The 15,507-nt window shown below is 55.3% G+C and carries 13 protein-coding genes; all 13 read left to right on the top strand.

Going from position 1 to position 15,507, the window contains the following annotated elements; translation table 11 throughout:
- Positions 1–50: 50 nt before the first annotated feature.
- The 13 genes from FVB43_RS18585 (at position 51) to FVB43_RS18645 (ending at position 15,506) form a co-directional block, all read left to right on the top strand.
- Complete coding sequence (locus FVB43_RS18585; RefSeq protein ID WP_242462168.1) at positions 51–926, top strand: DUF3289 family protein; 876 nt, start codon at positions 51–53, stop codon at positions 924–926.
- Positions 910–1,404 carry a DUF943 family protein gene (locus FVB43_RS18590; RefSeq protein WP_159337297.1) on the top strand — a complete coding sequence of 165 codons (495 nt, stop codon included), beginning with the start codon at positions 910–912 and terminating at the stop codon, positions 1,402–1,404. The genes FVB43_RS18585 and FVB43_RS18590 overlap by 17 nt, the downstream gene beginning before the upstream one ends.
- Positions 1,405–1,470: 66 nt before the next feature.
- On the top strand, positions 1,471–1,965 hold the full coding sequence (locus FVB43_RS18595; protein WP_167864489.1) for a DUF943 family protein: 495 nt from the start codon (positions 1,471–1,473) through the stop codon (positions 1,963–1,965).
- A gap of 114 nt (positions 1,966–2,079) precedes the next feature.
- Positions 2,080–2,574 carry a DUF943 family protein gene (locus tag FVB43_RS18600; protein ID WP_167864490.1) on the top strand — a complete coding sequence of 165 codons (495 nt, stop codon included), beginning with the start codon at positions 2,080–2,082 and terminating at the stop codon, positions 2,572–2,574.
- Between the two features lie 823 nt (positions 2,575–3,397).
- Positions 3,398–4,858 (top strand): NAD-dependent succinate-semialdehyde dehydrogenase, encoded by a 1,461-nt coding sequence (locus FVB43_RS18605; RefSeq protein ID WP_167864491.1) that lies wholly within the window; start codon positions 3,398–3,400, stop codon positions 4,856–4,858.
- 472 nt (positions 4,859–5,330) lie between these two features.
- Positions 5,331–6,800, top strand: coding sequence for an aldehyde dehydrogenase family protein (locus tag FVB43_RS18610; protein ID WP_167864492.1), 1,470 nt, complete (start codon positions 5,331–5,333; stop codon positions 6,798–6,800).
- A gap of 41 nt (positions 6,801–6,841) precedes the next feature.
- Complete coding sequence (locus FVB43_RS18615) at positions 6,842–7,510, top strand: haloacid dehalogenase type II (RefSeq protein WP_159337293.1); 669 nt, start codon at positions 6,842–6,844, stop codon at positions 7,508–7,510.
- A 19-nt stretch (positions 7,511–7,529) separates the two neighbouring features.
- A complete protein-coding gene (locus FVB43_RS18620; protein ID WP_167864493.1) occupies positions 7,530–8,807 on the top strand; it encodes an NAD(P)/FAD-dependent oxidoreductase in 1,278 nt (425 codons plus the stop codon).
- A gap of 57 nt (positions 8,808–8,864) precedes the next feature.
- Complete coding sequence (locus FVB43_RS18625) at positions 8,865–10,469, top strand: ABC transporter substrate-binding protein (RefSeq protein ID WP_159337291.1); 1,605 nt, start codon at positions 8,865–8,867, stop codon at positions 10,467–10,469.
- 29 nt (positions 10,470–10,498) lie between these two features.
- Positions 10,499–11,452 carry an ABC transporter permease gene (locus tag FVB43_RS18630; protein WP_133843264.1) on the top strand — a complete coding sequence of 318 codons (954 nt, stop codon included), beginning with the start codon at positions 10,499–10,501 and terminating at the stop codon, positions 11,450–11,452.
- Positions 11,452–12,306, top strand: a complete 855-nt coding sequence (locus FVB43_RS18635) for an ABC transporter permease (RefSeq protein WP_133843266.1) — start codon at positions 11,452–11,454, stop codon at positions 12,304–12,306. The genes FVB43_RS18630 and FVB43_RS18635 overlap by 1 nt, the downstream gene beginning before the upstream one ends.
- Positions 12,303–13,967: an ABC transporter ATP-binding protein gene (locus FVB43_RS18640; RefSeq protein WP_133843268.1), complete on the top strand. Its 1,665-nt coding sequence runs from the start codon at positions 12,303–12,305 to the stop codon at positions 13,965–13,967. Before FVB43_RS18635 ends, FVB43_RS18640 begins: the two co-directional genes overlap by 4 nt.
- A 207-nt stretch (positions 13,968–14,174) precedes the next feature.
- Positions 14,175–15,506: an NAD(P)/FAD-dependent oxidoreductase gene (locus FVB43_RS18645; RefSeq protein WP_133843270.1), complete on the top strand. Its 1,332-nt coding sequence runs from the start codon at positions 14,175–14,177 to the stop codon at positions 15,504–15,506.
- Position 15,507 lies beyond the last annotated feature (1 nt).

Raw genomic sequence — 15,507 nt, forward strand, 5'->3', positions numbered from 1 at the left:
CTTCTCTATTCCCCTACATGATGAAGGGGTAAAGCAAAAGGAGTTGCTCTGTGTCAGAACAATCGTTTGATCCCAACTCGCTGTTTAAGCAGCCTGCCATTTCTCTTCCCTGTCGTCTGTTTGAGACGATGAACCGCATGGATGAATACAGTGCCGATGATATGCGCTATGGCGACGTATCAGAATCTCGTCTGAAAACCGATTTCAAGCTAAGGGACGTTTCCGCAAGGGTAAATCCTTACACGGGTGAGAGGATTACCGCATCGCGTTTCACTCTCTTTAATCAGTGGGCATCACAACCGCTTTCAGTGAAAGAACGATCGGATATTTTATTTGATGAGTTTCGCGAGTTATCGCGTATATTCTCATTTGTTGGCCCTTATCGCGATCTGATCGAGAAGTTAATTACCCATATGCAGACAGGTAATGGCAAGGTATTTAGTAGCCACTTGTTAGATAGTGCGTATAAGGAGCAGATAGTAAGCGACTTATCAAGAGGTAGTTCTCTCCTGAAAATCAAGAAAACATTATCTGAGTCTATTAACTGGGAGATAGGACGTTACGATAGTAAAAACAAGTCTAAGTTTTCAGAAAATATTCTGGACTCAGTGCTTCCAAAATTCAATAAGTGGGTAGATCGAGTCAACTCACTCACGATCAGCGTTCATGATGTGTGGGCAACTACGATTACGTTAAAATCACTTGTCATCAAAGGGGATAACTATTCTGCTACCATTCACTATCGAGCCCAGGATCATTTTGGGCTGGATTCCAAAGATGTTTTGAACCCGGTTTACAGGCAGTTTAGAATTTTTCGCATCTGGTTTTTACTGCAATATTATGAAAAGTATTCATTTAAGCCATTCATTACGGAAATGAATGCCAGTATATCAGTAAAGGGAAATCGATATGACCAAGTCAAATAAAAATAATGAGATAAGATCGTTTAAAAAAACAATTTTATTTGTATTGATTTTTTTTGGTTTTATTTATTTTTTATATATTTCTCTGGTTCCCGTGAAAATAATCAGTTTTGTACGGGAGGGAAGCCGAATTTATCTATTTGTGGAAAATTTTCCAATAACTGATAAAGCGAGAATTGCATGGTGGCTGGATAATAAAGAGTTATTGAAAGAAAAATATAACTTGCCCTTTATTGGCAGTAAATACCCGTGGACCGTGTTAGTTAGCGAAGTAGGTGATGGGTTTCAGTTTCTGCAGCACAGGGCCAGCGACAATGATTTACGCTGTTTTGACAGTCTAAAGCCTGGCGCCAATTGTGTCGAAAAAAAATGGCTGCTATGGATATCGCACTTCAATCAAGTCGACACCAGATACACTACGGATGATAGTGAATATATTCAGCGTGGTGAGAATGCTGAAATTAAGCGTGTTGCTGATTAAATTTATCTTTGTTAGCCGACTGATAGCAAGGCTATGTCGGTCGGTTAAGAAATAACAGGAATCGCTATGATTAATTCAAAAATAAAGACGAGTCGGCAACGTTTTGAAAAAGTCGTGCCGGCTACTGTCATTTTGGTCACCACTGTTATCATACTGTATTTTTTTCTCAGGCCAGTGAAAATTGTCAGTACTGTCCGCGAATGGAATGAGGGTTATTTTTTTGTGGCTAACTTCCCAAGTACCGCTAAAGCGAGAATTGCATGGTGGGAAGAGAATAAAGACGTGTTAAAGGAAAAGTACAACATGCCCTTTATCGGCGGTAAATATCCGTGGCAGGTGTTAATTGGTGAAGCCGGTGATGGGTTTCAGTTTCTGAGCAACAGGGCCAGCGACAACGACCTTATTTGTTTTGACAGCCTGAAACCTGCTGCTAATTGTATCGAGAAAAAATGGCTGTTATGGATATCACACTATAACGAAACCGATACCAGCTACCATACGGATGACGAAAGATATATCCAGTGTGGCGTTAATGCTGAAATTAGACGTGTTAAGAAATAAAGCGGTCTTGTCTGGATAGCAGAAAGCAGCTATTCGGTTGATATTATAACTGGCCTGATATGACGATTTTCGTCGTTGGGCCATTTTCGTGCATCCTGTCAGAAGGAAACAGATATGGGCATAGTAGAGAAAATGGGGAAAAATCAGCGAGTAATAAAATCGGTTTTAGTGATCTCGTTGCTTATCATTTTCTTTCTCCTGTTGTTCCTGTTTCTCAGGCCAGTGAAAATTGTCAGTTTCGTACGGGAAGGAAGTCGTATTTACCTTTTTGTGGAGCATTTCCCCATGACGGATAAAGGTCGGATTGCATGGTGGTTGGATAATAAAGCGTTGTTGATAGAAAAGTATAACGTGCCATTTATTGGCGGTAAATACTACTGGTCGGTATTGATTGGTGAGGCAGGCGATGGTTTTCAGTTTCTGCAACACAGGGCCAGCGACAACGACCTTATTTGTTTTGATAGTCTTAAGCCTGGCGCTAATTGTGCCGAAAAAAAATGGCTGTTATGGATATCGCACTATAGCCAAACCGATATCAGTTACACGACGGATGATAGTGAATATATTCAGCGTGGCGATAACGCTAAAATTAAGCGTGTTGCTGATTAATCGATAATGCTGAGATTAATCCGTAGTGGCGGACTCTCTTTTTCGGTCGTCCTGTAAGGGGCTTAACGGCCAGGTCAACGTCAAGGGCGTTTCGCTTTCCCGCTGCGCGGGCTGAGCGCCCCAGGGTGGGCAGTCGCCCCCACCCTGGGGACCCGGGCTTTGCGGCAGGCGCTGCGTCCACTGCGTGGATGCCTTCGCAAGCGTCGTTCACCGACGCACCGGTCGTGACGGCACATCCCTGTGCCGGCTCTCCCTCTCACCGCCGTCCTGGCGGTTCGTCCTGGTTCTCTGCGCTTCCTCAGCGCTGCTGAATGCCGCCTCAACGTCAAAATCCAGGTCAAAACCTAAAAATTCTGATTCGAATCAATCCGCATATTCTGATTCGAATCAATCCGCATAGATTGTCACGTGGTGGTGGTTTTAAAACCTACAGCGAGCAGACGTTCTGCGGGGATGGGGCCAGTTTGAGGTAAGCCGGACGTCACGCGACAGGACGTCGCGTGCCGAGGCCCGCAGGGATGCGGTCGTTGCCGATCCGGCGTGCTCAAACTGGCCCCGGACCTGAAGCCAGACTGCCAGCCATTCATTTTTGTGGGGATCCTTCAGTGATCGCCTCCTGGATCAGACCTGGACGCCGTTGAGGTTTTAAAACCGAGCGCATCAGCAGTGACGGAAGATCATAAAATCAGCCCCCAATACCCCAACGGCATAAAATTTCGTTTCCCGCAGCAAAACACGCGCCACCACGCATCGGCCCAAACGATAACGCAGCATTGCCTGCGCCTCCTCCGCTAAAGTGAAATGAACTTATTAAGGAGACGCTATGCTCGCACAACGTTTACAGGATGCCACTCTGCTGCGCCAGCAGGCTTATTTCAACGGACAGTGGCAGGACGCATTTAATGGCGAAACCCTGCCGGTGATCAACCCGTCTACCGGAGATGTGCTCTGTACCATTCCGTCGCTCGGTGCTGAGGAAACCGAACAGGCGATTGCCTTTGCCGATGCGGCGCGCAAAAGCTGGGCAAAAACACCGAATGCGCAGCGCGCACTGCTGTTGGAAAAATGGCACCAGCTGATCCTCGACAACGCCGACGACCTGGCGATTATCATGACCGCCGAGCAGGGTAAACCGCTGGCAGAAGCCAAAGGGGAAGTGCTGTACGGTGCAGGGTTTGTTAAATGGTTTGCTGAAGAAGCCCGCCGCATCTACGGCGATACCATCCCGGCACCGAGCGACGACCGCCGTATCCTCGTGCTGAAGCAGCCTGTTGGCGTGGCGGCGGCGATTACGCCGTGGAATTTCCCGATTGCGATGATCACCCGCAAAGTGGCCCCGGCGCTGGCCGCAGGCTGCCCGATCATTGTTAAACCCTCAGAGCTGACGCCGCTCTCGGCGCTTGCCCTGGTGGAACTGGCCCAGCGAGCAGGTATTCCCGCAGGCGTATTGCAGATTGTCACCGGGCTGCCGAAAGCCATCGGTGAAACCCTGACAGGCAGCCGCACGGTACGTAAGATCTCCTTCACCGGCTCAACCCGTATTGGTCAGCTGCTGATGCAGCAGAGCGCCGACAGCATTAAACGTCTGAGCCTGGAGCTGGGGGGCAATGCCCCGCTGATCGTCTTTGATGATGCGGATCTGGATATCGCCATCAGCGGCGTAATGATGAGTAAATTCCGCAATGCCGGGCAGACCTGCGTCTGCGCCAACCGTATCCTGGTGCAGCGCAATATCTACCCGCGCTTTGCCGAGCGTCTGCTGACCGAGGTGGCGAAACTGAAAGTCGCCGACGGATTCACAGAAGGCAGCACCATCGGGCCGCTGATCAACCAGGCTGCGGTGACTAAGGTGAACAGCCATATTGAAGATGCCCTCAGCCACGGTGCAGAACTGCTGGCGGGTGGCATCAGCAACGGGAACGGCACGTTTGTGATGCCAACGGTACTGGGTGACGTCACCAGCGCCATGCGTATTGCCCATGAAGAGACCTTTGGCCCGGTCGCACCGCTGTTTATCTTCGATACTGAAGAGGAAGCGATTGCGATGGCGAATGACACCCCCTTCGGTCTGGGGGCTTATTTCTTCACCGAAGATATTCGCCGTGCCTGGCGCGTAGGAGAGGCGCTGGAGTTTGGCATGGTTGGGTTTAATACCGGATCGGTTTCGCTGGAAGTGGCACCGTTTGGTGGGATTAAATTATCGGGTGTTGGCCGCGAAGGGTCACGCTACGGCATCGAAGAATATCTGGAATCTAAGGCCTTCCATTTCGGCAGCCTACAGTAACTTACCCGTCATACTTCAAGCCGCAGATGCGTTGGCTGCATTCATTCACCCCAGTCACTTAGTTATCTAAGCGCCTGGGGATTCATTCTCTTGCCGCCTGCCTGCAGCTCGAATTATTTAGGGTAAGGATTAAGGTTAATCTTTAAAAAACGGCCCGCGACCCATAAAGGTGCGGGCCTTTTTTTATCTTTAATACCTGCACTTAACGGAAAACTAACACATTCACCGCTCTTATTTGGTGCAAGTTTAGTACCGAGTTCACCGCAGTGGTGCATCTTTTTTGTGATGAAAATCATCTATTTAATCACTCGGTTTATCTGGAAAAAAATACCCTTCATTACGGCAGAAAATTTTTTTGCACCCGCTTTTACGCATTATTATTTTTTTGCGTGAGTGGCATACTTTCTGCATTGCTTAATACAAATGAAATAACTAAGACCAAAAAGTTCTGGTCTCCATTAAGGGTCTATTCATGCTCAGTTTCGATCCCGACAAAATAGCGTTACCGGCAGGACACTTCATTAATGGTCAGCATCTGACCGGTAAAGGTGAGGCATTAACCGTAAACCGTCCTTCTGATGGTTTACGTGCCGCAGAACTGTTTGAGGCCGATGCCGCGCTGGTCGATGACGCCGTGAGCAACGCTGATCGTGCGGTGCGCGACAGTGGCTGGGCATCCTGCCCGCCACGCCAGCGCGGCGCGGTACTGAAGCGCTGGGCCGATCTGATTGCTGCTGACTCGCTGCTGGCACAGTTAGAGTCTCTCGGCTCCACCCGCCCGATTCATGACGTGGTGAACCACGAAATTCCCTTTACTGCTGAAGCGATCCGCTTTTATGCCGAGTGCGCCGACAAATACAGCGGCGATGTGCTGCCGACCCGTGATGCCAGCCTGGGCATGCTGGTGCCGGAACCTTACGGCGTGATCGGTGCGATTACGCCGTGGAACTTCCCGCTGTCGATGGCCTCCTGGAAATGTGGCCCGGCGCTGGCAGCAGGAAATGCCGTGGTGCTGAAGCCTTCCGAGCTGACCCCGTTTTCAACCGTACGTATGGCCGAACTGGCCATCCAGGCGGGTCTGCCTGCGGGCGTGCTGAACATCATCCAGGGCGGCGGGGCGGTGACGGGCAGCTCGCTGGTGGCCCATCCGCTGGTGCGTAAAGTCTCCTTCACCGGGTCAACCGCTACCGGGGCACGCATTATGAGCGATGCCGCGTTTAACGGTATGAAACCGGTCACGCTGGAACTGGGTGGCAAAAGCCCGCAGCTGGTGTTTGACGACTGTGGGGATATTGATGAAGTGGCCGGACGTATCCTGCGCGGCTTCACCGCCAACGGTGGGCAGGCCTGCGTGGCGGGCACCCGTCTGATTGTCCAGCGCGGCATCCACGATGCGCTGATTAGCAAACTGATTGAGCTGTGCCAGGGCTTCCGCGCTGGTGTGACCTGGAACGACACCAGCCGCTATGCGCCGATGATTGACCGCCGTCAGGCGGAAAAAGTGGCCTCTGTGGTGAGCAGCGCTCGTCAGCAGGGGGCTGAAGTGCTGGTCGGCGGCGAGCGCTTTGCGGATACCGGTGAAGGCTACTTCTGGCAGCCCACGCTGCTGGCCGTCAGCGGCAACGATAACCCGGCGGTACAGGAAGAGATCTTTGGCCCGGTACTGACGGTGCAGATCTTCGACGACGAAGCCGAAGGCCTGGCACTTGCCTCCCATCCGACCTACGGCCTGTGCGCCGGGGTGCATACCAAAAATATCGACCGCGCCCTGCGCGCGATGCGCGGTATTGCTGCCGGGACAGTATGGATCAACCGTTATGGCCGCTCCGGCGACTTCATTATTCCTACCGGGGGCTTCCATGGCTCCGGCATCGGCAAGGATCTGGGCCGTCAGGCTTTTGAGGCCTGCCAGCGCTATAAAAGCGTGCTGATCGATTTCTGAATCCGTTCCACCCTTAAATTCCACTCTGTAGAGGTAGCATAATGGCCGTGTTTAAACCGAAATACATCACCTTCGATTGCTATGGCACGCTGATCAACTTCGATATGGCCGGTGCCGCCGCCGCCATCTTCGCCGATCGCGTCAGCCCGGCTCAGATGGTGGCGTTTACCACCGACTTCTCGAACTATCGCATGGATGAAGTGCTGGGTGCCTTTAAGCTTTACCCGCTGGTGGTGGCCAATGCGCTGTACCGCACCTGTAACAAATGGGGCGTGGAGTGTACGGATCAGGATTGCGCCGACGTGATGACCGCCTGTGCTACCTGGGGCCCGCATCCTGATGTGCCTGCCGGCCTGGCCATTGTGGCGAAAGAGTTCCCGCTGGTGCTGCTGACCAACTCCACCGATGCGCTGATCAAGAACCATATTCCGCGCCTGGGCGCGCCGATCCATATGACCATCACCGCCGAAGAAGTCGGTGCCTATAAGCCGCAGATGAAAGGCTTTGAGTACATGCTCAACAAGCTGAACTGTGGGCCGGAAGAGATCCTGCACGTTTCCAGCAGCCTGCGTTATGACCTGATGACCGCCTACGACCTCGGCATCAAAAACAAAGTGTTTGTTAATCGCGGTCACGGCCCGGGCAACCCGGCCTATGAGTACAGCGAAATCACAGATATTGGTGGTCTTCCGGGCGTCGTCGGGCTGTAAGCCTCAGAGGAGCAGGGCAATGAAACTGGAATCATTCTGGCAGGCAACGGCACCCGCTTTCACCGGTGCGGCAACGGGCGACCTGCCAGCCACTGCCGATGTGGTGGTGATTGGCGGCGGCTTTACCGGCATCTCAGCAGCACTCAACCTCGCCCGCAGTGGCGTGAAAGTGGTGGTACTGGAAGCGGGTGAAGTAATGAGCCAGGCCTCCGGCCGTAACGGCGGCCACTGTAATACCGGCGTCGCGCAGAACTTCTCAGCCCTGGTGGAGAGCCAGGGCGTGGAGCAGGCCACCCGCTATTACCGCGCTTTTGCGGATGCGGTGGACTATGTACAGAGCGTGGTGACGAATGAGCAGATCGATTGTGATTTCCGCCGTTGCGGCAAGCTGAAGCTGGCAAGCAAAGCGTCGCACCTGCCGTCACTGGTCGCCGCGTGCGAAATGATGAAACGCCACGTTGACCCGGATGTGGAAATCCTGAGTGCTGACGAGGTGAAGCGCGAAATCGATTCGCCGCAGTTCCATGGTGCGCTGTTACAGCGCCACGGCGGCCAGATGCATATGGGCAAGTTTGGCGTCGGCCTGGCAGAAGCTGCCGCCCGCGCCGGAGCAGCGATTTACCCGCACAGTGCGGTCACCGGCCTGACGCGTCTGAGCGGGTACCGCCACCGTGTGAGCACCGCTAAGGGCGATATTATCGCGGACAAAGTGCTGATGGCGACCGGTTGTTCGAACATGGGCCCGTTTGACTGGTTCCAGCGCCGCATTATCCCCGTGGGCAGCTTTGTCGTGGTCACCGAGCCTCTGGAGGAAAGCCTGCTTAACCGTTTACTGCCGGGTGACCGTACCTACGTCACCTCACTTAACCTCGGCAATTACATGCGTACCACCGTCGACCGTCGTCTGGTGTTTGGTGGACGCGCCCGCTTTGCCATCAGCAGCCCGACATCGGATGCAAAAAGTGGCGACGTGCTGAAAGCCGGAATGCAGAAGATGTTCCCGGCGCTGGGCAATGTGGCGATTGATTACTGCTGGGGTGGACTGGTGGATATGACCGCCGACCGTCTGCCGCATGCGGGCGAACAGGACGGGGTGTTTTACTCGCTGGGCTACAGCGGGCATGGCACTCAGATGTCAGTGTGGATGGGCCGTGTTATGGCCGATCTGATAGCAGAGAAAAGCAACGAAAATCCGTGGCAGCGCAACAGCTGGCCAGCGGTACCCGGTTACTTCGGGAAGCCCTGGTTCCTGCCGGTAGCAGGACTGTATTACAAAGTTAAAGACAAAATGTCCTAAATAAGAACATATCCGTTCAGGGTAAACGTTACTAACAACGATTTTGAGGGTGTGCAAATGAGTAAATTTCGCAAAGAATTTAGCCGTGTTAACCCGAATTTGACCCAGGCGATTACGGATGTCGCAATATCCCGACGCGGCATGATGAAGCTGCTGTCAGCAGGCGCGGTGATGAGCACCGGTCTGATTGGTTTTCCGGAATTCAGCTTTGCCGCTGAAGCCCCGGTGAAGGGCGGCAAACTGCGTGCGGCTGTCGCCAACGCCTCCGCCAGCGATACGCTTGACCCGGCGAAAGGCAGCAACAGCGGCGACTACTGCCGTCAGTTTATGTTTTATAGCGGTCTGACCGAACTGGATAAAGAACTGAAAGCGCAGCCTGCGCTGGCGGAATCCATTACCAGCAGTGATGGCCTGAACTGGAACGTGAAGCTGCGTACGGGTGTCACCTTCCATGACGGTAAAACGCTGACTGCCACCGACGTGGTTTACTCCCTCAGCCGCCATAAAGATCCGGCGGTGGCATCAACGGTGATCACCCTCGCCAGCCAGATGAAAGAGATTAAGGCCGTCAGCCCGTCTGAAGTGCAGATCACGCTTGAGCAGCCAAACTTCGACCTGCCGTCGATTCTGGCGACCAGCTCCTTCCTGATTGTGCAGGACGGCACCAAAGACTTCAGCAAAGGAATGGGGACCGGGCCGTTTGTTCTCACCTCGTTCCAGCCGGGTGTACGTACCGTCGGCACAAAAAACAAAAACTACTACAAACCGGGCCTGCCTCACCTCGACGAAGTGGAGCTGATGGGAGTGACCGATCCGGCAGCACGTGTCAACGCACTGATGTCGGGCGACCTGCATATCGTCTCTACGCTGGGCGCAAATGATGTGAAACGCCTGCGTCAGAACGGTAAGTTCAACATTCTGGAAAGTAAGTCCGGTATGTACAGTGACCTGATTATCCGTACTGACCGTACCCCGGGCAGCAATCCTGACTTCGTGCTGGCAATGAAGTATCTGCAACCGCGTGAAATGATTGTGAAAACCGTGCTGCAGGGCTTTGGCGATGTGGGTAACGACACCCCGGTTCCGCCCTGGCATCCGATGTTCAACAAGGATCTGCCGCAGCGTCCGTTGGATCTCGATAAAGCCAAATTCCACCTCAAAAAGGCCAATATGGTCGGTGCGAAAATCGAGATCATCACTACCCCGAATATCGAAGGGGCAGTGGAAGGCGGCCAGCTGTTACAGCAGATCGCGCGTTCAGCCGGACTGAATGTGGCCGTACGCCGTGTGCCGTATGACGGTTACTGGTCAGCCCACTGGATGAAAGATCCTATCGGTTACGGCTCGGTCAACCCGCGCCCCACGCTGGATATGCTGTTCTCCCAGTTCTACTTCTCCTCCGCCCCGTGGAACGAGTCTGGCTGGAAAAATGCACAGTTCGACCAGTTGGTTACCGCCGCCCGTGGCGAAAGCGACCAGGGCAAACGCAAGCAGATGTATGGCGACATGCAGAAACTGGTGTACGACAACTGCGGCACGCTGATCCCGGCCTTCATCAGTTCGATGGACGGCTGTAGCAACAAAGTGAAAGGGGTTGAAGCGATGCCGTCAGGCATGATGATGGGCTATCGCTTCCACGAGTATGCCTGGCTGACGTCGTAAATCTTTCATCTTTCACCAGGAGAATGGCGATGAACAGGTACATTTTCACACTGATATTCCGGCGCATAGGGTCGGGTTTACTTACGCTTCTCATTGTTTCGGCGCTGGTGTTCTTTATCACCAGCATGCTGCCGGGCGATGCGGCGCAGATGATCCTTGGCCAGTCCGCGACGCCTGAAACGGTCGCGGCACTGCGCCAGCAGCTTGGACTGGATCAACCGCTGATCATGCGTTACTTCAGCTGGCTGGCCGGCATGTTTCAGGGCGACTTTGGCACCTCCTTCGCCAGTAATCTTCCGGTGACGCAACTGGTGGCGCAACGTATTCCGGCCACCTTCCAGCTCGCCGTCACCACGACCCTGGTGTCGGTGCCGCTGGCGCTGTTTATCGGTATCACCGCCGCCATGAAGCGCGGGTCGTTCCTTGACCGCGCGCTGGTGGTCAGCACCATGGCCGTGGTGGCCGTACCCGAGTTTCTGGTGGCTACCGTGGCGGTGATTATCTTTGCCGTCAAACTGCACTGGGTGCCCGCCATGTCGCTGGGTTCCACCCATCAGGATTTCCTCGGTTTCCTGCGCACCTTCGCTCTGCCTGTGATGACACTGTGCTGCGTGGTGGTGGCGCAGATGGCAAGGATGACGCGTGCCGCTATCGTCAACCAGATGGACAGCCCGTATCTGGAAATGACGCTGCTGAAAGGTGTTTCACCGCTGCGCGCCATGCTACGCCATGCGCTGCCGAATGCGGTGGGGCCGATTGCCAATGCTATCTCACTCAGCCTCTCTTACCTGTTTGGCGGGGTGATTATTATCGAAAGTATCTTCAGCTATCCGGGGCTGGCCAGCCAGATGGTGGATGCGGTCAGCAACCGCGACCTGCCGGTGGTGCAGCTTTGCGTGATGTTCTTCGCCGTCTGCTATCTGGTGCTGTTACTGGCCGCTGACATTCTGACTATCGCGTTCAATCCTAAGTGGAGGGGCTGATGAACACATTGACGCTGCCGTGGCGCTTCTTTCAATCTCTCACTATCAGCGGCCGAATCGGCCTGCTGATCACCCTGTTCTGGATCTTTATGGCGGTGTTTGGCACCGCGCTGGCGCCGCACAATCTGGAAGATATCGGTGGCGGTCCGCTGTTCGGTGACTTCAGCCGTGAGTTCTGGTTCGGCACCGATTATCTGGGCCGTGACATCTTCAGCCGTATTCTGTTTGGTGCCCGCTATTCGATTGGCCTGGCGCTGACCGCCGCACTGCTGGCCAGCCTGGTCGGTACGCTGCTGGCGCTGCTGGCGGCCGTGGCCGGGCGCTGGCTGGAGGAGGTGCTGGGGCGCATCAACGATGCCATGCTGGTGCTGCCGGGGAAAATCCTTGCGCTGATGATTGTCGCTGTATTTGGCTCATCGCTGCCGATGTTGATTATTACCGCGGTGTTTACCTACTGGCCGGGGGCGTATCGCATCGCCTATGCGATGGCATCGAGCCTGCGTTCGATGGACTATGTTCAGGCATCCCGTCTGCGCGGTGAAAGCCGTCTGTATGTGGCTATCCATGACATTCTGCCGAATATGCTGCACCCGATGCTGACCGACTTCGGTCTGCGTTTTGTCTACATCGTTCTGCTGCTCAGCGGCCTGAGTTTCCTCGGCCTGGGCGTGCAGCCGCCGTATGCCGACTGGGGCACGCTGGTACGCGAAAACCTGCAAGGGCTGTTTGATGGTTCGCCTGCGGTCCTGATGCCGGCGGTGGCGATCGCCAGTCTGACCATCGGCGCCAACCTGTTTATCGACAGCCTGCAATCGATGCGCTCATTAACTGTTGTTGCTAAGGGGACCGCATGAATATTACGCCACATGCCTCAACGCCGATGGTGTCTGTCGACAATCTGCGTGTGACCGCCCAGGCCGATGATGGCCACGAGATTTCCCTAGTAGCGGATATCCATTTCACCGTGCAGAAAGGCGAAGTGCTGGCCCTGATTGGTGAATCAGGCTCGGGTAAAACCACGATTGCACTGGCGCTGATGGGCTATGCCCGACACGGCTGTAAGATCGCCGGAGGTACCGTGCACGTGGCGGGCACCGACGTGACCTCGCTAACGCCCGGCCAGCTGTGTCAGTTCCGTGGCAACAAAGTCGCGTACATCGCACAAAGTGCTGCTGCCTCGTTTAACCCGGCGATGAAAATCATGGACCAGGTGGTGGAGCCGGTGGTGATCCACGGGGTGATGAGCCGCGCCGATGCCGAAACCAAAGCCATCGAACTGTTCCGTGAGCTGGCACTGCCGAACCCGGAAACCATCGGTGACCGCTATCCGCATCAGGTCTCCGGCGGCCAGTTACAGCGCCTGATGACGGCGATGGCGCTGATCAGCGACCCGGAAGTGGTGATCCTCGATGAACCCACCACGGCACTGGATGTGACCACGCAGGTGGAAGTACTGAAAGCCTTCCGCCGCGTGGTGCGCCAGCGTGGTACCACCGCTATCTACGTCAGCCACGATCTGGCGGTGGTAGCGCAGATGGCCGACAAAATTCTGGTGCTGTTGAAAGGGGCGATTGCCGAATACGGCACCACTGAGCAGTTGCTGCGCGCACCTCAGGCGGAATACAGCCATTTGCTGCTGGAAGCCGCGAAGCAGAAGCCGCGTCCCAGCCCGTGGGAAGCGCAGGATGAGAGCGTGCAACCGCTGTTGCAGGTGCGCGATCTCTCCGCCGGTTATGGCCCACTGGACAGCAACGGCCAGCCGAAGATTAAGATCCTCGAAGACATTAATTTCAAACTGTACCGCGGCCAGGCCATCGGCATTATCGGTGAGTCCGGGTCGGGTAAAACCACCCTGGCACACGCTATCGCCGGGATGAACAAACCCAGCGGCGGCCATATTCTGTTTAACGGCCACTACATCGCCGGAGATATGCATAAGCGCCCGGAGAACGAGCTGCGCCGCATTCAGTATGTGTTCCAGATGGCGGACACCGCGCTTAACCCGGCGCACAGCATTGAAACGATCCTCAAGCGCCCGCTGAAGCTGTTCCACGGGCTGCGCGGTGCGGCGCTGGAAAGACGGATGCTGCAGCTGCTCGACCTGGTGCGCCTGCCGCGCAGCGTGCTGTGGCGTAAGCCCTGGTCGCTCTCTGGCGGGCAGAAGCAGCGTGTGAACCTGGCGCGTGCGCTGGCAGCAGAGCCGGATCTGATTCTCTGTGATGAGGTGACCTCGGCGCTGGATACCGTGGTGGCCGCTGCGGTGCTGGATTTGATCACCGAGTTACGGCGTGAGCTGGGTCTGTCGGTGCTGTTTATCAGCCATGATCTGCACGCGGTACGTTCGGTGTGTGATGAGATTATCGTGGTGAAAAATGGCCGTATGGTCACCCAGGTGGCGCGTGCCGACTACGACAAACCGTCGACCGAGCTGTACTATGAGCGCCTGAAACGCGCGGTGCCAGAGCTGCGTCAGGGCTGGCTTGACGAGCACGAAGAGAGTGATATCGCCTTGTGATGTTATACCGGGTGAGGCATGCCTGACCCCTACGTTCACCGGGGATGCCCGGCGACAATATCAATGCCCGTAGGGGTGAGGCACGCCTCACCCATAAAACATATTTACGCAGGGGTGAGGCACGCCTTGCGCATAAAAACCTATTTTCGTAGGGGTGAGGCACGCCTCACCCACAGATGAAGACACTATTTTCAGGTAAGGAATAACATGCCCGCACCGATTCGATACGTACAGGACAGCCCTCATTTTCCGCCCGCAGCGGATGTGGTGGTGATCGGCGCCGGCATTGCCGGAGCGGCCGCCGCCTATGAGCTGGCCAAAAAAGGCGTCAGCGTAGTGCTGATTGAAAAGGGTCTGGTGAGCGGCGAACAGTCGAGCCGTAACTGGGGCTGGTGCCGCCAGCAGAACCGCGACGAGCGCGAACTGCCCTTAATTCAATATGCGCTGCAACGCTGGGAAGAACTGGGTGTGGAAACCGGTGAAGAGCTGGGCTTTCGTCGCAGCGGGCTGGTGTACGCCACCAAAAACCAGGAGGACATTAATGCCTGGGAAGCCTGGAACACCATGGCGAAAGGGTATGGCTTCCACAGCGAAATTCTGACCGCTGAACGCGCCAGAGCGATGACGCCGGGGAGTTCCAGCGCCTGGCTGGGTGGTGTTTCTTCACCGACTGACGGCCACGCTGAACCTTCACTTGCGGCACCCGGTCTGGCGATTGCGGCTCAGCGCCTGGGCGCAATGGTCTTTCAGCAGTGCGCGGTGCGCGGGCTGGATATCTCGGCGGGACGCGTCAGCGGTGTGCTGACTGAACGCGGCTTAATTAAAACCAGCAGCGTGATCTGCGCCGGTGGGGCCTGGACATCGATGTTCTGCCGCCGCCACGGCATCGATCTGCCGCTGGGTAATGTGATTGGTACGGCATTCCGTACCGCACCTATCGAACAGAAAATTGCTTTGCCGCTGTATACCCCGGGCTTCGCCTGCCGTCCGCAGCTGGATGGCAGCTATACCGTTTCCGTCTCAGGCCGCGGGCGTCTTGAACCCGGTTTTCAGGGGCTGCGCTATGCACGCCAGTTCTACCCGACCTTTAAAGCGCGGCGCAAAAACCTGACCATTAATCTTGGCCTTGGCCCGTTCCTCAACGGCCCGGAATCGCTGGCACGCTGGCAGATGGATGGCATCTCGCCGTTCGAAAAAGTGCGCATTCTTGACCCGGCACCGGATATGGCGATGGTGCAGGAAGGGCTGAGTGCGATGCGCAAAGAGTTCCCGTCTATGGAAAACGTGCGTCTGGAGCAGGCCTGGGGCGGGATGATCGACAGCACCGCCGATGCGGTACCGGTGATCTCCCCGGTGGGTAAACTGCCGGGTCTGATTCTCTCGGCGGGTTACAGCGCCCACGGTTTCGGCATTGGCCCCGGTGCCGGTCGCCTGGCGGCCGATCTCGCCACCAAAGATACCCCGATTGTTGACCCGACGCCGTTCCGCTATGAGCGTCTGATCGACGGTTCCGGCCTTGATGCGCCGGGCATGATGTAAG

Source organism: Erwinia rhapontici (assembly GCF_012271765.1).
GTDB lineage: Bacteria > Pseudomonadota > Gammaproteobacteria > Enterobacterales > Enterobacteriaceae > Erwinia > Erwinia rhapontici.

Excerpts from the sequence above, each read along its gene's own strand:
- FVB43_RS18590 (WP_159337297.1), top strand. The coding sequence starts at position 910 with ATGACCAAGTCAAATAAAAATAATGAGATAAGATCGTTTAAAAAAACA.
- FVB43_RS18595 (WP_167864489.1), top strand. The coding sequence starts at position 1,471 with ATGATTAATTCAAAAATAAAGACGAGTCGGCAACGTTTTGAAAAAGTC.
- FVB43_RS18600 (WP_167864490.1), top strand. The coding sequence starts at position 2,080 with ATGGGCATAGTAGAGAAAATGGGGAAAAATCAGCGAGTAATAAAATCG.
- FVB43_RS18605 (WP_167864491.1), top strand. The coding sequence starts at position 3,398 with ATGCTCGCACAACGTTTACAGGATGCCACTCTGCTGCGCCAGCAGGCT.
- FVB43_RS18610 (WP_167864492.1), top strand. The coding sequence starts at position 5,331 with ATGCTCAGTTTCGATCCCGACAAAATAGCGTTACCGGCAGGACACTTC.
- FVB43_RS18615 (WP_159337293.1), top strand. The coding sequence starts at position 6,842 with ATGGCCGTGTTTAAACCGAAATACATCACCTTCGATTGCTATGGCACG.
- FVB43_RS18620 (WP_167864493.1), top strand. The coding sequence starts at position 7,530 with ATGAAACTGGAATCATTCTGGCAGGCAACGGCACCCGCTTTCACCGGT.
- FVB43_RS18625 (WP_159337291.1), top strand. The coding sequence starts at position 8,865 with ATGAGTAAATTTCGCAAAGAATTTAGCCGTGTTAACCCGAATTTGACC.
- FVB43_RS18630 (WP_133843264.1), top strand. The coding sequence starts at position 10,499 with ATGAACAGGTACATTTTCACACTGATATTCCGGCGCATAGGGTCGGGT.
- FVB43_RS18635 (WP_133843266.1), top strand. The coding sequence starts at position 11,452 with ATGAACACATTGACGCTGCCGTGGCGCTTCTTTCAATCTCTCACTATC.
- FVB43_RS18640 (WP_133843268.1), top strand. The coding sequence starts at position 12,303 with ATGAATATTACGCCACATGCCTCAACGCCGATGGTGTCTGTCGACAAT.
- FVB43_RS18645 (WP_133843270.1), top strand. The coding sequence starts at position 14,175 with ATGCCCGCACCGATTCGATACGTACAGGACAGCCCTCATTTTCCGCCC.